The following is a 17165-nucleotide window of genomic DNA, read 5'->3' on the forward strand; positions in this document are numbered from 1 at the left end:
GGTCTCGCTAACAACAGGTATGTTGCCAGCAACGCCGAGGACGTTTGTCCTGTAATGACGACGACTGCTGAACAGCTACTCCCCTTTGGGATTGAATTATAAGTTCTTGTGCTTACTATAAGAGCTAAGCCTGTCGACGTCAATAGATCCCCACGATTTCACACAAGATCTTAACATTGGCTTAACAAAACTAAATTCATCGCATTTCCATCTCCCTTGGCACAATTTCTTTCATGCGAAGGCTTCTATCCCACTCCCCTATGCTACAATGAAAGCGTAATAGATCAGAAAGGGGCGAAACTTATGCGCATACTGAGCGTTGGCGCGGGCGGTGTTGGCGGGTATTTTGGTGCTCGTCTTGCAGAAAAAGGAGAAGACGTAACCTTTCTCGTGCGCGAAAAGCGAAAACACCTTTTAGAGGAGAAAGGTCTTGCGGTTCGCAGTATTCACGGCGACCTCACGATGGAGCCGAAACTCATAACGAAAAACAGCCAGGCACTGCCTTTTGATGTTATTCTCCTCTCAACAAAGGCCTACCACTTGGAGCAGGCGATTGGAGATGTCCGTCCATTCATCTGTGAACATACGGTGATCCTGCCCCTCCTAAATGGGATTGCTCATATTCCCGTGCTACAAAAAGCATTTGGGGAAGATCAGGTCATCGGCGGACTGTGCTTCATTGAAACAACTGTTGACAAGGATGGCGCGATTCGGCAGACAAGCCCAACGCACCGACTTATGTTTGGAGAGCTCGATGGGACGAAAACGGAGCGGACAACTCGTTTGGAAGAGGCCTTTGAAGATACCAAAGCGTCGATCGTCTTGAGCGAGAAGATTGAACAAGAAATGTGGCATAAATACTTATTTATTACCGTCGCCTCTGGCATCACCACTCTCTTCCGTTCGCCGATCGGCCCGGTTCGCGAAAGTGAGAATGGACGCGAATTTACTCGCGGCTTGTTTGAGGAAACGGCTTCGATTATGCGAGAGCACGGGGCGAAGCTCGCAGATAACATTGTTGATAAGCATATGGAGACGATGGATGCGATGACCTATGAGATGAAGTCGTCGCTGTTACGGGACATGGAAAAGCATGACTCGGTGGAAGGCGATCATTTGCAAGGGTATTTGCTGGAGTTGGCTAGAAAGGGGAATGTCGATGCTCCTCTTCTGCACGCCGTGTATCAAAATTTGAAAGTATACGAAGTTCGCAGGTTACAACAAGGATGAAAAAGCAGCAGAGCCCCCTCCGTTGGTAAAGCGGAGGGGGCGGTATCCTGAACGGCTCTCAGACAACATTCGGCCGGCTAGGAGCAGGCGAATTTAAAAAACCTCGCTTCGCCGCAAAATTTCGTTCGCCCCAAGGAGCGTGGCTTCTTCGATACTAACGCCGGCTTTTCGCAAGAAAGACTGAACGACATGGTAGCCGACCGCATAACCTGCGCCAAATGAAAGACCTACAGGCTGGTAGCCTTGCTCGCGAGAAACTTCATCGCCAAACATGTAGCTGCTCACTTCCGCAAACCCCTTGATGTCAAGCGCCTGCTTAATGACCTCAATCGAATAACACAGGTCCTCCTCGTCCAAAGCGGTTACCCACGGGCCGAGGGATTCCTCCCCGTACAGCTCCCGGGCAAAAGAATCCGCTAGGCCTTCAATGACAATATAATCCCCTACCGTCACATCGCCATGGTTCCAGTTAAAATAGGAAAACCTGAGGTTGTGATGAAATTCATGAGCAATCACTGCTGGCAACCTCGGGAGATTGTAACCGTTGGGATCAATCGTGATCATCACATAGCCCGGGATCCCGCCAAACCCCGAGTAGCCTTTCTGAAGACGTAGCTTCTCCTGATCGGCAATATAAAGGCCAAGCCTGATGTCGTCAGCATTAACGTGCAGCCCCGCGTCTTTTGCCTGGGCAACGCACGCCTGCAGGGCTTCTCTTGCCACAGCCAGCGCATGGTTGGCCTGTAGTTTTTTCAAAGCCTGTGTGCCTTTCTCCGTTTCTATAATGTCCAGGTAGCCCAGTATCTTTGTTGCCATTATCACGTCGTAGCCGTTTGGCTCTTTCGCTTTTAGGGGAACGCCAATCGCCTTCCACATCCCCTCCAACGGCTTCATCATCGTGTATCTGAAAAAATCCTCCCTCTTTTTAATTGGCAAGGCGAACAGCGTTTCGTATTGGGCGAACGTATCTTCCAAATGAATTTTCATCTTACTTCCCTCCCTTGAATGAGGGTACACCTTCACGTTGCGTTAAGGTCAAGACGCCGGTTGGAAACCTTTTGAAAAAAACTGAACCTCTTCCGTACATTGAGTGCTGAATTGTTCGCGCTTATTAGGTTGATGGGTTCCTCACTGCGTTGCGACCAACGGTTTTGAACGATCGAGGACACTTCCTGCACCTATTTCAAAACGCCACTTTCCTAAGAAATTGGCGTTTTAACTGGAGGATAATTGGACTCAATATAGGTCTTAACATCGTGTAAGCTTTCAAACACCCCAGCGGAGAGGTTGTTCACTTCGTCCGTCGCCTCAAGCAAGTCCGGCACAAAGAAGAGAGGGATGCCTGCCTCTTTAGCCGCAAGGAACCCGTTATACGAGTCCTCAAGCACAATCGCCTCTTTCGCTCCTGTACCAGCCTTCTCGCAGGCTAGCAGGAAAATCTCTGGATTCGGTTTGCTTTCTATCACTTGGTCACCACCCACAATGACATCGAAATAATCGCGGATGCCCTCCATCTCCAAGTTTTTGATAACATGGTCGCGATTGCTAGAAGAAGCAACGGCTATTTTCAGGTTTCTGTTGAGCAAATACGCAAGGAGCTCATCAAGCCCTGGCTTCTTCTCAACGGTTCCATTCTCTTGAATGATCGTCTCCCGCATCCGGTGATTCGCCTCAAGCCACTGTTCTACAGATGCCTCTTCCCCATATCTGTCTTTCAGTGTGCGAACAATCCCCCCGTGATTTTTTCCTAATAAACTTTTATGAACATCGATGGAATAAGAAAAACCGAGCTCCTCTGCCACTCGTTCCCAGGCGAGATGCCCGATCCATTCGGTATTAAACATAAGTCCATCCATATCAAAGATGACGAGTTCTAGTTGGTTAGTCAATGTCTTCATTCCCCCGGTAAACTGTTAAAATCTAGGTTGCTCTTTAAGCAACCCTCCTCCTACTAGTGTATCACCAAAGGCTTTGTATTCATAATGTGTAGACGACCATTTTATAACGGAGTGTGAAACCTTTGGTATATCGTAAAATTATCTAGCCTGTAAACCCAACGTATAGATATAGACCACGAAAGGAGTGCGAACTTATGAAAGGCATTGGAATCAATCAGTACGGAAATGAAAATCAGTTAACGGTGATCGAATTAGAACCCCCCCTTGGCCCCACAGAAGTGAAAATTTTGATCCGTGTTAGTGGCATCATTAAGGGAAGGGTTTTTGAAAGATACACTTGGCTGGGACAGCGCAGGAATGATCACAGAAATAACCGTTCTTCCCAGCAATTGCTCAGCTAGAATCATTGAACCGCTCCTTATTTGCTGGTTTAGAATTTACCACTAAAAAAATGCTTGACCCGCCTCCAAGAGGTGGGCCAAACACCTTTTCAAGTAGTCCGCTTCCTTGCATAAACTCGTGAGTTTGTCACCCAATAGGGTCTGTTATTCTAATCTAAATGAACGTTCTTATCCTTGATTTGAACACCTTCAGGGCGGTAGTGAATCTTCACATTGGAAATCACTTCATTCGCTCCAGAATCAGAAGCAATGCGTTGTGCCTCCTTAATTATTTTAAGGACATCGTCCATTTCTCCTTCAATGACGGTTTCCATGGCACCAATCTCATGCTTCATGCCGGAATCATTGATGAAATCTACGACTTTCGTGATAATACCGTTTGTGTCCATATCTTTTCCATTCGGTAAAAGTTGAAGTCCAGCAGTAACTGTTGGCATTAATGATTCCTCCTTTTATGTCCCTTATTTCCTCTACCCGCTTTAAAACATTACAAAACATGCCCCATTTCTAAGCGAATATTCTTTTCCGCTCATATTCTGCAGCCATTCGGGATATCTCTGCCAGTAGCTTCAGTTCTTCTTCCTTTAAACTCCGTTCCAGTTTCCTTTCAAAATCTTTCACTAATTCTCGTTCAAGTTGCTTCTCATTCATGACCATCCCCACTTTCGTTCAGGCATAATCTATCGTTCATAAACTTATTAGCGATACCGCTTTTAAATTCCTTTTAACCGTCAAAGGCTCCTAATAATAGAGAAATCTCGACATGAAAAACATTCTGTTTCAAAGGTTGATATTGTAAGCGTTTTCAATTATAATAAAAGTAGGTAGAACAACAAAAGTGGTTGTTAGGGTAGTCGGCGAAGGCGGGGCCGATGCCACGGCTAACATAAGAGACGCTCCTTAATTTTAAGGCACAGCAGAGCCGATGATCATTAGCGTAATCATCGGCTTTTTTCATCGTTGTACTTGAAGGTGAATTAAACGCCGTTCATTAAACGAGGAGCAGAATTCGAGCTCAACATTTGCGTAAATTTCTTTCCACGCACTTACATGGAGTGCGACACCGTAGTAAATAGCAGCAAAACCACCTTTACTCATTTCAATCCACGCACTCACATGGAGTGCGATTGGCGTTCTATGAGCTTTACAGAGGAAAAATGGTATTTCAACCCACGCACTCACATGGAGTGCGATGGCAGTCTTCATGCACAACCGCTCCTGTATCGTATTTCAATCCACGCACTCACATGGAGTGCGATACCAAAACGAGTAGCAGAAGATACCTGGTCCAGAATTTCAATCCACGCACTCACATGGAGTGCGATTCAAGGCGAGGGCCAACTCACACGGGACGGCGAAATTTCAATCCACGCACTCACATGGAGTGCGATGAAGTGGCCCGCCCGTCCTTTGATGCCATCAACATTTCAATCCACGCACTCACATGGAGTGCGATTACAAGGAACCATCATTATGTACGATGCGGAAGGATTTCAATCCACGCACTCACATGGAGTGCGATTGAGCCAGATTTACCATTTACAGAAACGAAGGAAATTTCAATCCACGCACTCACATGGAGTGCGATGGCGGCCGATGATTATGCGGGCAGCGGCACAAATATTTCAATCCACGCACTCACATGGAGTGCGATGGTAGTTGCGTAATGTCGTCGTGAATGCAATACGTATTTCAATCCACGCACTCACATGGAGTGCGATTCTACGTCCTCCTCTGAAGCCTCGTGTAAGGCAATTTCAATCCACGCACTCACATGGAGTGCGATTGAAGAGGAAGAGCTCACGGATGAGGAGATCGAAATTTCAATCCACGCACTCACATGGAGTGCGATACCGTATTGCAGTCAGTCTATAAAGTCATAGCTCATTTCAATCCACGCACTCACATGGAGTGCGATAACTATTAATCTGCGTTAAAAAGTTGTCATCAAAATTTCAATCCACGCACTCACATGGAGTGCGATTGACGACGATACCCACGACGAGACCGATCGGAAAATTTCAATCCACGCACTCACATGGAGTGCGATACCGACTGTGACGATAAGGTGACCGGCGGCGCCTATTTCAATCCACGCACTCACATGGAGTGCGATCCTACAGGAACAATCCGAAGAGCAACGCATGCGCATTTCAATCCACGCACTCACATGGAGTGCGATTGCGGTGTGATCGTCACCTCGCCACCTTCATGCTATTTCAATCCACGCACTCACATGGAGTGCGATATCGGCAAAGAAAGTCGAGGGGTACTTCTGGCGTATTTCAATCCACGCACTCACATGGAGTGCGATGCGGAATTAGATAATTTTCGCATAATTGGTTTCTTATTTCAATCCACGCACTCACATGGAGTGCGATAAATTTCTATCGGTGGCTCGGTGGATCTTAGTCGATTTCAATCCACGCACTCACATGGAGTGCGATCGTGTCTTCCACACAACCAGCCCCACTCTACGTCGAATTTCAATCCACGCACTCACATGGAGTGCGATACGAAAACGTGTACGAGCTGGCACTGTCTAGGATTATTTCAATCCACGCACTCACATGGAGTGCGATAACCATCTAAACGATTCTGCCTTAACCTCGTAATATTTCAATCCACGCACTCACATGGAGTGCGATGGATGAAAGCGGCAGAACTGGATATAACGAAAAGGATTTCAATCCACGCACTCACATGGAGTGCGATCGGTGTATGACGCGAGGTTAGCGGATAGAGTACGCATTTCAATCCACGCACTCACATGGAGATGGATTTTTAGACAAAACCAAAGAGCGGGCGATGTACGCATTTCAATCCACGCACTCACATGGAGTGCGATTTGTGTGTTACAAAGGAGGGGTGTCTTTGCAACGATTTCAATCCACGCACTCACATGGAGTGCGATTACAAACCGCCGCGCGTCCATAACGGCGACCTTAATTTCAATCCACGCACTCACATGGAGTGCGATAGCGATTACCTCTCAGATATCACCTGTTAAATTACCAATTATAGAATACTACGGCTATTTCATAAAATAAAGCGCTCAACCCTCGTCTTTTATTACACGTTATTACACAATTAATTGATTTTTTAGTGCGGATCCCCTAGGAATTTTAAGTGCGCTTGGGATTCGCACCAACTCTCCAGCCATCATCTACACACAAAACGCTTAACTTCAGCGTTTCCATTTTGAAACGTTCTTCTTGCAAAAGCTTTTACCTAAGTTCCATATTACTCACAGACATCCAAGAGTCTCAAACCTCTTTAGAATATCTTAGGAAACAGCACTTAAATAAAGATCTAGCGAATTTTCTACTTCTTTTGCAATTAACTGAATGAAATCACGATAATCTTTTGTGGTACGGGATTTATCTAACGCTTCATAATAAGCTAGTCGGTTTTCCATTTTAATAACAACTGCAGGAAACCCTGACTTCATCAATTCCAAATTTAAAAGAAGGCGGGAGGTACGTCCATTCCCGTCTATGAACGGGTGGGTGCCAACAAACATTGCATGCAACATAGCTCCTCGCTCCACTGGATGTAACATTTGCGCCTCGTTGTTATGCCACTTTATCAACTGTTCCATTTTCTCTTTGATTAAATAAGGCTCCGGAGGTATATGCTTCGCCCCAGCAATAAACACTTGTTGGTCGCGATACACACCTGCGTACTCATCAACAATGCCTTTTAAAACTAGTCGATGGAGATTTTTTACCTGCCATTCTGTTAGTGGATCTCCTTTTTGCACGATTTCTTCAACGTACGCAATCGCATCTCGATGATTGATGACTTCTAAATGCTCTCGCATCGTTTTACCGCCGATAGTAACTCCTTCTAATACCACTTTTGTTTCGTTCATTGTTAATGTATTACCCTCAATAGCGTTGGTATTATATGTCCACTCAATCAGTAGCTTTTCACGTAAACTCTTCAATGTATATTTTGGCAATGGTCGTAAGGTGTCTAAAGTGGCCTTTTTTCTATCTATTTGTTCAAACATTCGATTTTACCTCCATGCGGCGCTCTATATTTCTTATCTCACTTCCACACTGCTAGTTAAATTGCCGTAGCACCTTCCCAACATGTTGGGTATTTTTTATTACCCTATATAACGTTCATGTATGCTTTCCCAATTGCAACAAAACATTCTATAGTGATCGTAACATATTCTGTGGGTTACATTCCCCGTCAGGCTTTTCTTATTCAACAAGAATCAGCAATAGGTAAGCGTGAAGTTACCTCCCGCTTCCCCCCGCTCCACACGAGCTAGTCCCTTTATCTAATGAACTATACTCTTCATAAGTTACTCATATTGCCTGATCGCTGCTAATTGGCACTTTTTTCCCGGTACTATCCGCAATAACGTTCGATGTCAAATCATTAGTCAATGGCAAAGACGGGGCTTTGGACAATCAGTCCCCCTCATTGCCACTCGCATTCATTGGACTCCGTTGCCGTCTTGTTCCTTAGGGATCGAGCTCGTGCGAAAATATCGGTGCTCCTGTAGGAATCAGGCCCCCTACAACCAAACACAAGAAGCACCACCCCCCGCCCAATTTCTCACCCAGGCTATCACCCATGCCCAATTTTCTTCATAGGATACCTCATCTTACTATGAAGGAAGGGGTACACATGGATCTACTCCTCTCACACTGGCTCTACCTTATCGGCGTGTTGCTTATTATTGCCACAATGCTTGTGCGGAAGAATGTTGTCGTACCGGCGATTGTGATGACGTTTGTCATTGGTGTCGCGTTCACTGGTTCTCTTGCGACGGGCGTGCAGACGATTTTCTCCGCGAGTCTGGTAGCCGCTGGGGAGCTGTTTAGCATTTTCCTCATCATCGCGATTATGACGGCGCTGTTGCAGGGGCTCGAGGTCATTGGAGCGAATCAGCAGATGATTAAGCCGTTTGGGAAGGTGATGACGAACGGGCATACCTCCTACTTGGTGATTATTGTTGTCACGTATGTGATTTCGCTCTTCTTTTGGCCGACACCGGCGGTTCCCCTCGTCGGCGCCCTCCTCCTCCCGGTAGCCATTCGCGCCGGACTGCCGCCAATTGCAGGCGCGGTCGCGATTGCGCTTGCAGGGCAAGGCATGGCGCTTTCCTCGGATTACATGATTCAAATTGCGCCAACGCTTAGTGCGACGGCTGCCGGGGTCACAGCAGGAGAGGTGGCAGACCGTGCCCTTGTCCTCTCTCTTATCGCTGGTGTGGTTGCTGTAACAGTTGCGTATTTCATGTTGCGCGGGAAAATCAAGAAAAGAGATGAACGGCACTTACGCACGTGGATGCAGGGCCACAAAATTGAAAAAACAGCGACTATCACTTGGAAATCGCGCCTGTTTGCTTTTATTGTACCCGTTTCCTTTGCCGTTGTGATTGGGTATATGCTGTATATGACGTTCTTTACCGAGACTACCCTTGAAGGGGGATCAGGAGCAGCTCTGGTAGGCGGGGTGGCGCTACTCTTGCTAATTCTGGCGAGCAGCTTCTACCGACCAAAGCAGGTCTTTGAAAATGTGAGTGACTGCATTATCGATGGGTTTCTGTTCGCGTTCAAAGCAATGGGTCCAGTCATTCCGATTGCGGGATTCTTTTTTCTTGGAAGTGATGATTTTTCTGGTTCGATTCTGCAAACGGACGAAGCACCGGGGTTCTTATTTGGGCTGGTGGAGGCCGGTCAGCACTTGATTCCTGAGCATGCGGCGTGGACGGCGTTTGGCATCCTGGGCATTGGTATGATCACCGGGCTTGACGGTTCCGGCTTTTCAGGACTGCCGCTCACCGGTGCGCTTTCGGGAGCGCTTGGACCGGTTGCCGGTGTGGACCCGGCGACGCTTGCGGCCATTGGGCAAATGGGTGCCATCTGGGTCGGCGGCGGTACATTGATTGCCTGGTCTTCTCTCGTTGCTGTAGCTGGGGTAGCAAGGGTCGATGTGCAGGATATTGTTCGGGCATGCTTCATCCCTGTGGTTTCCGGGCTCGTCCTTTCCACCATGATTGCTCTCCTCATCTTTTAAAGACAAAAAGCTGCCGATTTGGCAGCTTTTTTCCGATAACACTCATTTATACTCCTTATCAATCCCACTTAAAACACAGCGCAAGCGGTGCGAGCGATCTCTTTGATCCCTTTGTTCTTCCCGCCGTTCAGCAAGTTCTTGCTCGTACTCATTCAGGTATTCTTGCCTTAACGCATCTGCTAAGCCTTCTGTTTCTTGTGCATATTTTTCAATTGCAGCTTCCACCGCCTCTTTACGTACAAGGATACGTTCAATGTATTCTTCGGTGGCTTTTTGTTCATCTTCAATCATCGTTATCTGACTGAGGAGGTGACGCGCAAAAATTTTTAATTCATTGTCGCGCCATTCTTTTCTGTCCTTAGTATCACTCATTGCTCTCTTCCCCTCTCCGATTTACGATTCTTCTTCATTCTGATAAAGCGAACGAGCCCTTTATTCATTTAACGTCTGTTCAGCTGCTAAAATCACCGTTCGGTCGTCCATCGGCGGATTATGCAGACCAGCGCGAACATCCTTATAATAGTGAGAGAGCGGGGAATCGTTGGAAAGACTATGTGCTCCTGCCACGCGCATAGCAAGGTCGACGATCTCATTTGCGGCATTCACGGTAGTATATTTTACGATCGCCAGCTCCGTGCCCATCGTCTTACGCTCCTGCTCTTCGCCTTGGTCCCACTTGGTGGCGACGCTGTAGAGAAAATGACGGTTTTGCTCATAAAGAATCGTCGCTTCCCCAAGTTTTTGCTTGACGTTCGGAAGATCAGCAATCGTGCCCTTGATGCTGCTTGGGGAATAGCTTTTAGCAAAGCGTGCGGCTTCATTAATCGCTGCTTTGGCGATCCCCAGATAGCAAGCGGGGATATGTAGGAGCCATGCTAAAGGCTTGCTTTCTTTGGACGTCTTCGTTTCGACAAGGGCTGTCTTTGGAATCTTCACGTTGCGAAGATGGAGGTCATGACTGCCGGTTGCTCCCATCGCCATCATATTCCATGTTGGCTCGATTTCAATGCCTTTAGCATCACATGGGACAAGCACGTTCACGACATCATTCGTTTCCTCAAGCACAGAGGTCACAATCACATAGTCAAGCTTCTCCACCATGGTCGTAAACGTTTTGGTGCCGTTCACGATGAAGTGATCTCCGCCATCTGTGACAGTGGTGGAAAACTTCCCCCCTCTTGTGGGGCTTCCTGTCCCTTTCTCCGTCGCAGCGGCATTAAGCACGCCAGCTCCCCGTACCATTTCTCGACTGACTCGTTCAAAGATTTCCTCTGGCCAGATCCGCTCGTGCGCTAGCTGATAGGTCGTTCCCATGTGCCAGCCAATCGCTAGCGCTGTTGCCCCGTGGGCTTCAGCGAGCGTTTGCTGATGGGTTACCAGTTCGGTTAAAGAAATCTCCCGCCCGCCGTATTCCCTTGGTATTGCCAGAGCGGTATACTTCGCCTGCTTTAGTGCTTCGATGTTTTCGACGGGAAGTGTTTGCTCTTGATCGTGAATGCGCCCACTTTCGTAGAAAGAAGCCGCTAGTTCTTGGACGGCTTGTTTACGTGCAGCAAACGTGTCAAGTTCCAGAAAATTCATCATGATCACCTTCATTCTATCGTTCTCCGCTTGATTATACCATGGGTTGATCGCTCAAGAAGAGACATGCGCCTTGGGCGCATGTCTCTGATGGATTACTTTTTCTTTTGGCGCTCTTTATCATCTTCGGCCGTCCCTTTTTCAAGGGAATCATCAAAGAGACGCTTCGTCTCTTCGTCACCGGATTCTTCCTTTTCTTCGCGCTTGTCTTGTTCGTTTGCCACGACAATCACACCCCTTCCATCTTACGTATACCCGAACCGAATCGTGTTTACACCTCTTTTCTTAAACGTCCGGTTCGTTCGAGTCAAGAAACGCCTGCACCTCATCAATGGGAACGGCAAGTCCGGACCCGGCTTCGGTTCCTTCTGTTCGTCTCGCGTAGACCACGCCGACCACTTCGCCCTCCGTCGATAACACAGGGGAACCGCTATGGCCAGGAAATATCTCATTGGAAATCGTCAGTACCTCGAATTGCGCCGTTGTTTCTTTGATATGGCCGGAATTAACGATATAGGAATGCGTCAGCGGATGACCAATCACGAAAATCTCCGCCCCCTCTTCTGGTTGCTCCTCACCGAGCGCTAAGTGCGGGACGTTTTCCGCTTCTTCAATTGAAAGAAGTGCTAGGTCCTTGTTTTCATCTCGCTTGACCAATTCTGACGCATAGGACTCCCCTGAAGGAAAAGTGATGACAGGGCTAAGGCTTTCGCCAATGACGTGATCATTTGTGACGACAAATCCATCCTCAGAAACCGCAAAGCCTGTTCCGTGACCAGCGGAACTCTGAATGCGCACAACCGCTTGCTCATACTCTTCAAAACCCCCGTCTGCGGTCAACTCCTCACTCTCACGCATGAAGTCAAGCGCGTCGAGACTAAAGTGTTGAAAAAAGAAGGATCCTACGTTTACAAGCATCGCTCCTGCCACGATAACAGCAATCACCCCGAAAAGAACTCTCTTGCGTTTGGAAGAAGGTTTCTCTCCCTCTTCCTCCTTAAAGGCTTCGATTGGTGGTTCTCCGTCCACCCACTCCTCGGAATCAAAGGAGGAGCTATCTTCTCTTTTTTTATCGTTTGACATTTCGCTTTTGTGCCTCTCTTTCCCGCAACTCCAAGACTTCTTTTAGGATCGAAGTCGTACGAATAGCCGGACTATAATTCGAGCGCTTGCCTTGGAAACTGTTCATCCACTTGGCTTCTTCCTCTCTAGCTTTATTGTACCATCATCAGAGGGTTCCCTCACCCTTGCACGCTTTTTTGCCAATCGTATACTTTGCTTAATCTTTGTACGCTGGATTATAATAGATTTTATCCTTTACTAAAATTAGAAAGCCGGAATACTTATTTGTTATTGGAGGTCGCAACGTGGAGATTATTAATACCAATCGCGTGCAAACATCTATTGATTCCTTTGCCGGTGAACCCGTGTACCTGCATTTGGAGACAACAAACGGCGCCTATGCCTCTCACTTTGATCAATCATTTTTTTCCGCAAGCGCCTATATTCGTAACGCTCAAATTACGTATGAAACTGGAAAAATTACTGGTCCTGGCCCGTACCGTGTGGGTCTCAAACTCGACATTGGCTGGGTGTACGGTGAAGGTCTGACGCATTTTGAGGAGGACGAGGAGGGACGCTTGCTTCTTGCCGGCCATGGCTTTGATGGAAAGCTCGCCGTCGCTCTGCAAATCGGACGTACCCCTTTTTATAATTAACGCTTGTTGAAGGAGTTGAGCATCATGAAGAAAGAACGCCACGTGCTCGTTGTATTTCCCCACCCGGATGATGAAGCGTTCGGCGTTTCTGGAACCATCGCCGGACATATTGATAACGGTACGCCCGTCACATACGCCTGCTTAACACTCGGCGAAATGGGGCGCAATCTTGGGAACCCTCCATTCGCGACGCGGGAGTCGTTGCCGCGCATACGCAAGCGAGAGCTGCAAGAAGCTGCCGAAACCATGGGCCTCACCGACTTACGCATGATGGGCTACCGTGACAAGACGCTTGAGTTTGAAACACCAGGAGCATTAAAAACGATGGTGGAAGAGCTTGTCGCCGAGCTGAACCCATCACTCATCATCTCTTTTTATCCAGGCTATGCGGTTCACCCTGACCATGATGCAACCGGGGAAGCGGTTGTTGCAGCACTTGCTGATATGCCCCCATCTTCACGTCCGACGTTTTACGCCCTTGCGTTTTCCAACAATCACGAGGAAGAGATCGGGAAACCGGATGTGCACCATTCGGTCAGAGCATACGCCTTAACCAAGCTTGACACGCTCCGTGCTCACGCCTCGCAGCTTGCCTGGACGCTCCCTGAGCTTGAAAAAAGCTACCACGAAGGCCTCCCGGAAGCAGTGGAACGATTGGAGAATGAACGTTTTTTTACGTATCGGTTTGATTAAGGAAATCCGAAAAGCACAGGCGGGTCACTCAAAAGCTCGAGATTTTACTCGTCGAAGCTAGAAAAAAAGAGGACGGCCTCCCATGATTGAGGACGTCCTCTTTGCTATGCCTTACAGTCGTTTCGCGTAGCAGCTACTCCACTCTAAATCTGCGTAAGGACCGAATTGGTCAATCGACTGATAGCCACACTTTTTAAACAGAGAGACCGCCTCAATTTGAATTTCCCCAGTTTCTAACTTGCAAGCGCTCGCTCCACGCTCACGCCCCCTTGCTTCAAGAAACGCCAGCAACTTACGTCCAATCCCTTGCCCACGATACTCTTCGTTCACATAGAAGCGTTTCAGCTCCACGGCGTTCTCTTCAATAGGGCGTATCGCCCCACAGCCGCCAGGCGTTTCCTGCATATAGGCGACCACAAAATGTACGTTCTCAATGCCAGGATGGTTTGGGTCTATACCAAACGTTTCGTCGGTGTTATAAAGGTTACATAGATAACCATCCAATTCTTTCGTGAGTTGATGAAAATCAGGGTGATGGCCTGCAACGACGTTTATCTGCAATTCTTTCGTCTTCATAGGGTCCCTCCATCTGTTGGCTTTGCTAAAGAAAACGTGTAGCTCGTCTGTTGCTTGAAAGTCTCGCCCGCTTTAAGAACAATCGACGGAAAGCGCGGCTCTCTATAAGCGTTCGGATACCCTTGCGCTTCAAGACAGACGCCTGCATAAGGATGAAGCTGCTTACCGTTCACTTGATACCCTTCTTCCAGGCCGCTGCCCATGTAGACGACAACGGCCTTGGCGTCCGTCGTCATTTCTAGTACACGTCCACATATCTCATCTTGCAATACGGCTGCCACGCCCTCTTTCCTTGAAAGGATGAACGGATGATCAAAGCCGCCCGTACGCGAAAGCTGAGGATCAGTGCTTTCCTTCGCTTTTGCAAGCGTCGCTCCTTTACGCAAATCAAAATCACTTCCCGCAACAGACAACGTTCCTCCTGTCGGCATCGAGTCTTGATCCAGTTGTAGCACTTGATCGCTTGCGACCGTTAGGCGGTGCCCGAGAATCGACGTTTTATAGCCGTTGAGGTTAAAGTAGGAGTGGTTCGTTGGATTAAACGGCGTGTCTGTGTCCGACATCGCCTCGTATGTAATTGACCATACGCCTTCATCCCTAATCGTGTAAGTTACCGCGACGTCGAGTGTTCCCGGATAGCCCTCTTCGCCCGCCTCGCTTATACGTCTAAACGTGATTTCCTGCTCCCGCTCCCCTTCAACCATCGCCGTCTCAAAAAACTGACTATGAAAGCCGGCAGCACCCCCGTGCAGATGATTAGCTCCTTCATTCAAAGGCAACCCCTCTGCTCTCGTGCGCCCGGCGATTCTCCCAATCACTGCGCCCAAATAAAACGGGTTGGACTCGTAATCCTCAAGCCGATCAAAAGCAAGGACAACATTGCTGAACTCGCCGGTGGAATCGGCGGCTAAGAGCTCGGTAACAATGCAACCGTAATTGAGGGCCGTTAACGAAAAACCACTCGGACATGTCAGTGTATAGGCAACCACACTTTTTCCTTTGAATCGGCCTATTGTTTTTCTTGTAATCCCCATCTGTGCTCTCTCCCTTTGCTATGGTAAACTAGGTTAATCAAGTAATAGAGGAGTTCATTTCGTGACGAACCAAGCTTTTTTACTCATTGACGGTTTTAACTTACTAAGCCGCGGTTATTTTGCGACCGCCTATAAACGGACCGAGGAGACGTTGTCCAAATCCGCGGACGGGCGCTATGTGAACGGTCTTCGCGTCTTCACGCAAAAGCTGTTTCGCCTTTTTGCGGACTACAACATTACGCATGCGGCCATCGCCTGGGACGTGAAGCGAGAGGAGTCCATCCGCCGCTCTTATTTCGCAGACTATAAACAAACGAGGAGTGAGCTCCCATCGCCTTTGATTCAGCAGTATGAAACATGTATGGAACTGATGAAAACGATTGGGGTTCCCCAGTTTGTCCTTCCTCCCTATGAAGCCGATGACATTATTGGCGCTCTCGCCTTTCAGTGGGAACAGCAAATGAGCGGGCCTTGCTATATGTACAGCAATGATCGAGACTTGTTGCAACTGCTGTCTCGGCAAACCAGTCAAATCATTGCCTTTAAAACGGGCGAACGCCTCTATGGCATCGAAGATTTTCGCAGCGAGTACAAGATTGAGCCGACGCAGTGGCCAGATGTCAAGGCCCTTCTCGGCGATCCCAGCGACAATATCCCCGGCTGTGCGGGCGTCGGCGCAAAGACGGCGCTTCCCCTCATTATCGCCCACGGATCAATCGAGGAGCTTTATGAGGACATTAACGCGCTTGAGCCTGCCTTTAAACGCGTCCATAAAAAATTGGTACATGGCTATGAGTCTGTGGTCCAAAGCAAGGAGCTCGCCTTGATCATTCGCAAAATTCCGGAGCTCTCAAAAGTTTCGTTTGAAGCGCTCATCCTTGCCATGAAGGGCGAACAGGTGCTCACCGAGACGAGCGCACTGAACATCCGGCTCACCCTCCCACCACAAGAGACCACGAGCTTTATCACGCATGAAACAAGCTAGAAACATAGATTAGGGGAACACCCGCTGAACGCGAGGCACTGGACGCGCTAGCGCAGGGGTGCCACAAGGCGAAGCGTTTTTAACCTGCGTTCCTTAAGGTAAGCCTACATTTCTCTTCGTCCCCCCCTGCGTACGCGCCTGGCGGTTAGCTATTCGTGTACGCACCGCCTTCTATTCACTCGCAGGTGTTTCACTGGAATCTTCCCCGCCTCGCAGCACTTCCCACTCCTCTCGCAGCACGCCGTAGCGAACGGAGTCATAGTACACTCCATCGTAATAGCGGCATTTTCTCATTCGTCCCTCTAACTTCATCCCAAGCTTCTCGCCAACGCCCATCATTCTATTGTTTCCAGACCAAGTGGTAAAGCCGACTCGCTCAATCTCTGGCTTGAGCCGGAAAACGTAGTCGATCCATTCGTTCATTGCGCTTGAACCAAAGCCCCCACTCCAATACGTAGGATCAAAAATGATGATCCCGACTTCCAACCAACGCGTTGCTTCTGACTCCCAGTAGTAGGAAACAAACCCAATCAACATTCCATCCACGAATAACCCATGGCGGTCTTCCCGTCCTACCCAATTTCCACTTGTTTCTTTAAACACTTTATAAGGAATGTGTTCATGCCTGAAATAAGGCGCATCCCATTTCTTCCACTCCGGCTCCTCTTCCCCGTAGAGGAGCTTCCAGAGCGCTGGAACATTATCATCAGTAAACGGTTTTACTACCAGTTTTTTCATGTGTCTCCTCCTTTAAATTCATCTTCCATTTCTTTTCATTGTATACACCTTTTTGATCTAGCACAAATATTGCATTTTATGCCCGACACCTATAAAATAAAACCTTTGAGCGCAAAAATAGCTAGGAGGGGTAACATGCAAGAGGTGTTGGTGCGATCGTCAGAAGAAGAATTAACACTTCAGATGGTTCGCATGCAGCAAAATGTGAAAGACATTGCTCGAGAGTCGAACAAGGAAGTCGTAGGGATTGAACAAACGAAAGAGTAAGA

19 protein-coding genes and 1 CRISPR repeat array are annotated in these 17165 nt (G+C 48.1%); of the genes, 7 read left to right on the forward strand and 12 right to left on the reverse strand.

Features of this window, described 5'->3' with window-relative positions:
* The first annotated feature begins 303 nt into the window (after nucleotides 1-303).
* Nucleotides 304-1230 (forward strand): ketopantoate reductase family protein, encoded by a 927-nt coding sequence (locus AVZ68_RS12050; protein WP_059104812.1) that lies wholly within the window; start codon nucleotides 304-306, stop codon nucleotides 1228-1230.
* A gap of 93 nt (nucleotides 1231-1323) precedes the next feature.
* On the opposite strand, the gene AVZ68_RS12055 is transcribed toward AVZ68_RS12050, so the two are convergent.
* Entirely contained in the window at nucleotides 1324-2217 is an 894-nt protein-coding gene (locus AVZ68_RS12055) for a DUF2268 domain-containing putative Zn-dependent protease (protein ID WP_059104813.1), read from the reverse strand.
* Nucleotides 2218-2429: 212 nt separating this feature from the next.
* Nucleotides 2430-3119, reverse strand: a complete 690-nt coding sequence (locus AVZ68_RS12060; protein WP_059104814.1) for an HAD family hydrolase — start codon at nucleotides 3117-3119, stop codon at nucleotides 2430-2432.
* A gap of 203 nt (nucleotides 3120-3322) precedes the next feature.
* Here AVZ68_RS12060 and AVZ68_RS12065 point away from each other — a divergent pair, with 203 nt between their 5' ends.
* Nucleotides 3323-3529 carry a hypothetical protein gene (locus AVZ68_RS12065; protein WP_059104815.1) on the forward strand — a complete coding sequence of 69 codons (207 nt, stop codon included), beginning with the start codon at nucleotides 3323-3325 and terminating at the stop codon, nucleotides 3527-3529.
* Between the two features lie 149 nt (nucleotides 3530-3678).
* On the opposite strand, the gene AVZ68_RS12070 is transcribed toward AVZ68_RS12065, so the two are convergent.
* The 3 genes from AVZ68_RS12070 to AVZ68_RS12075 all read right to left on the reverse strand — a co-directional run bounded on the left by AVZ68_RS12070 (nucleotide 3679) and on the right by AVZ68_RS12075 (nucleotide 7544).
* Complete coding sequence (locus AVZ68_RS12070; RefSeq protein ID WP_059104816.1) at nucleotides 3679-3966, reverse strand: thiamine-binding protein; 288 nt, start codon at nucleotides 3964-3966, stop codon at nucleotides 3679-3681.
* A gap of 70 nt (nucleotides 3967-4036) precedes the next feature.
* Nucleotides 4037-4180, reverse strand: coding sequence for a hypothetical protein (locus tag AVZ68_RS20270; RefSeq protein WP_157404647.1), 144 nt, complete (start codon nucleotides 4178-4180; stop codon nucleotides 4037-4039).
* Nucleotides 4181-4559: 379 nt separating this feature from the next.
* Nucleotides 4560-6509: a CRISPR direct-repeat array (repeat unit 32 nt; unit sequence ATTTCAATCCACGCACTCACATGGAGTGCGAT).
* A 306-nt stretch (nucleotides 6510-6815) separates the two neighbouring features.
* On the reverse strand, nucleotides 6816-7544 hold the full coding sequence (locus tag AVZ68_RS12075) for a Fic family protein (RefSeq protein WP_059104817.1): 729 nt from the start codon (nucleotides 7542-7544) through the stop codon (nucleotides 6816-6818).
* A 632-nt stretch (nucleotides 7545-8176) separates the two neighbouring features.
* Here AVZ68_RS12075 and AVZ68_RS12080 point away from each other — a divergent pair.
* The gene (locus AVZ68_RS12080; protein WP_059104818.1) at nucleotides 8177-9571 is read left to right on the forward strand and encodes a hypothetical protein; all 1395 of its coding nucleotides are present in this window, start codon (nucleotides 8177-8179) and stop codon (nucleotides 9569-9571) included.
* Nucleotides 9572-9613: 42 nt separating this feature from the next.
* Here AVZ68_RS12080 and AVZ68_RS12085 read toward each other — a convergent pair whose 3' ends face one another.
* The 4 genes from AVZ68_RS12085 to AVZ68_RS12095 all read right to left on the reverse strand — a co-directional run bounded on the left by AVZ68_RS12085 (nucleotide 9614) and on the right by AVZ68_RS12095 (nucleotide 12235).
* The gene (locus AVZ68_RS12085; protein ID WP_059104819.1) at nucleotides 9614-9943 is read right to left on the reverse strand and encodes a hypothetical protein; all 330 of its coding nucleotides are present in this window, start codon (nucleotides 9941-9943) and stop codon (nucleotides 9614-9616) included.
* A gap of 60 nt (nucleotides 9944-10003) precedes the next feature.
* Nucleotides 10004-11167 (reverse strand): acyl-CoA dehydrogenase family protein, encoded by a 1164-nt coding sequence (locus tag AVZ68_RS12090; protein WP_245628125.1) that lies wholly within the window; start codon nucleotides 11165-11167, stop codon nucleotides 10004-10006.
* Nucleotides 11168-11247: 80 nt separating this feature from the next.
* Nucleotides 11248-11376: a hypothetical protein gene (locus tag AVZ68_RS20910; protein ID WP_281176621.1), complete on the reverse strand. Its 129-nt coding sequence runs from the start codon at nucleotides 11374-11376 to the stop codon at nucleotides 11248-11250.
* Nucleotides 11377-11437: 61 nt separating this feature from the next.
* Nucleotides 11438-12235 carry a S1 family peptidase gene (locus AVZ68_RS12095; protein WP_059104820.1) on the reverse strand — a complete coding sequence of 266 codons (798 nt, stop codon included), beginning with the start codon at nucleotides 12233-12235 and terminating at the stop codon, nucleotides 11438-11440.
* A gap of 284 nt (nucleotides 12236-12519) precedes the next feature.
* Here AVZ68_RS12095 and AVZ68_RS12100 point away from each other — a divergent pair, with 284 nt between their 5' ends.
* Together AVZ68_RS12100 and bshB2 are read left to right on the forward strand one after the other, a co-directional pair.
* Nucleotides 12520-12870 carry a YojF family protein gene (locus AVZ68_RS12100; protein WP_059104821.1) on the forward strand — a complete coding sequence of 117 codons (351 nt, stop codon included), beginning with the start codon at nucleotides 12520-12522 and terminating at the stop codon, nucleotides 12868-12870.
* 24 nt (nucleotides 12871-12894) lie between these two features.
* Nucleotides 12895-13563, forward strand: a complete 669-nt coding sequence (gene bshB2 / locus AVZ68_RS12105) for a bacillithiol biosynthesis deacetylase BshB2 (protein WP_059104822.1) — start codon at nucleotides 12895-12897, stop codon at nucleotides 13561-13563.
* Between the two features lie 111 nt (nucleotides 13564-13674).
* Here bshB2 and AVZ68_RS12110 read toward each other — a convergent pair whose 3' ends face one another.
* Nucleotides 13675-14139 carry a GNAT family N-acetyltransferase gene (locus tag AVZ68_RS12110; RefSeq protein ID WP_059104823.1) on the reverse strand — a complete coding sequence of 155 codons (465 nt, stop codon included), beginning with the start codon at nucleotides 14137-14139 and terminating at the stop codon, nucleotides 13675-13677.
* Entirely contained in the window at nucleotides 14136-15173 is a 1038-nt protein-coding gene (locus AVZ68_RS12115) for an aldose epimerase family protein (protein ID WP_059104824.1), read from the reverse strand. The genes AVZ68_RS12110 and AVZ68_RS12115 overlap by 4 nt, the downstream gene beginning before the upstream one ends.
* Before the next feature lie 61 nt (nucleotides 15174-15234).
* Here AVZ68_RS12115 and AVZ68_RS12120 point away from each other — a divergent pair, with 61 nt between their 5' ends.
* On the forward strand, nucleotides 15235-16158 hold the full coding sequence (locus tag AVZ68_RS12120; RefSeq protein ID WP_059104825.1) for a 5'-3' exonuclease: 924 nt from the start codon (nucleotides 15235-15237) through the stop codon (nucleotides 16156-16158).
* Between the two features lie 171 nt (nucleotides 16159-16329).
* Here the strand turns inward: AVZ68_RS12120 and AVZ68_RS12125 are convergent, their stop codons facing one another.
* Complete coding sequence (locus tag AVZ68_RS12125; RefSeq protein ID WP_059104826.1) at nucleotides 16330-16896, reverse strand: GNAT family N-acetyltransferase; 567 nt, start codon at nucleotides 16894-16896, stop codon at nucleotides 16330-16332.
* 135 nt (nucleotides 16897-17031) lie between these two features.
* On the opposite strand from AVZ68_RS12125, the gene AVZ68_RS20915 reads away from it, so the two are divergent.
* Nucleotides 17032-17163 carry a hypothetical protein gene (locus AVZ68_RS20915; RefSeq protein ID WP_281176622.1) on the forward strand — a complete coding sequence of 44 codons (132 nt, stop codon included), beginning with the start codon at nucleotides 17032-17034 and terminating at the stop codon, nucleotides 17161-17163.
* The last annotated feature ends 2 nt before the right edge of the window (nucleotides 17164-17165 follow it).

Source organism: Shouchella shacheensis, assembly GCF_001484965.1.
GTDB classification, from domain to species: Bacteria; Bacillota; Bacilli; order Bacillales; family Bacillaceae_D; genus Shouchella; species Shouchella shacheensis.

What these genes read in the sequence shown, in the direction of transcription:
- AVZ68_RS12050 (WP_059104812.1), top strand. Translation starts at nt 304, where the DNA reads ATGCGCATACTGAGCGTTGGCGCGGGCGGTGTTGGCGGGTATTTTGGT.
- AVZ68_RS12055 (WP_059104813.1), bottom strand. Translation starts at nt 2,217, where the DNA reads ATGAAAATTCATTTGGAAGATACGTTCGCCCAATACGAAACGCTGTTC.
- AVZ68_RS12065 (WP_059104815.1), top strand. Translation starts at nt 3,323, where the DNA reads ATGAAAGGCATTGGAATCAATCAGTACGGAAATGAAAATCAGTTAACG.
- AVZ68_RS12070 (WP_059104816.1), bottom strand. Translation starts at nt 3,966, where the DNA reads ATGCCAACAGTTACTGCTGGACTTCAACTTTTACCGAATGGAAAAGAT.
- AVZ68_RS20270 (WP_157404647.1), bottom strand. Translation starts at nt 4,180, where the DNA reads ATGAATGAGAAGCAACTTGAACGAGAATTAGTGAAAGATTTTGAAAGG.
- AVZ68_RS12075 (WP_059104817.1), bottom strand. Translation starts at nt 7,544, where the DNA reads ATGTTTGAACAAATAGATAGAAAAAAGGCCACTTTAGACACCTTACGA.
- AVZ68_RS12080 (WP_059104818.1), top strand. Translation starts at nt 8,177, where the DNA reads ATGGATCTACTCCTCTCACACTGGCTCTACCTTATCGGCGTGTTGCTT.
- AVZ68_RS12085 (WP_059104819.1), bottom strand. Translation starts at nt 9,943, where the DNA reads ATGAGTGATACTAAGGACAGAAAAGAATGGCGCGACAATGAATTAAAA.
- AVZ68_RS12090 (WP_245628125.1), bottom strand. Translation starts at nt 11,167, where the DNA reads ATGAAGGTGATCATGATGAATTTTCTGGAACTTGACACGTTTGCTGCA.
- AVZ68_RS12095 (WP_059104820.1), bottom strand. Translation starts at nt 12,235, where the DNA reads ATGTCAAACGATAAAAAAAGAGAAGATAGCTCCTCCTTTGATTCCGAG.
- bshB2 (WP_059104822.1), top strand. Translation starts at nt 12,895, where the DNA reads ATGAAGAAAGAACGCCACGTGCTCGTTGTATTTCCCCACCCGGATGAT.
- AVZ68_RS12110 (WP_059104823.1), bottom strand. Translation starts at nt 14,139, where the DNA reads ATGAAGACGAAAGAATTGCAGATAAACGTCGTTGCAGGCCATCACCCT.
- AVZ68_RS12115 (WP_059104824.1), bottom strand. Translation starts at nt 15,173, where the DNA reads ATGGGGATTACAAGAAAAACAATAGGCCGATTCAAAGGAAAAAGTGTG.
- AVZ68_RS12125 (WP_059104826.1), bottom strand. Translation starts at nt 16,896, where the DNA reads ATGAAAAAACTGGTAGTAAAACCGTTTACTGATGATAATGTTCCAGCG.
- AVZ68_RS20915 (WP_281176622.1), top strand. Translation starts at nt 17,032, where the DNA reads ATGCAAGAGGTGTTGGTGCGATCGTCAGAAGAAGAATTAACACTTCAG.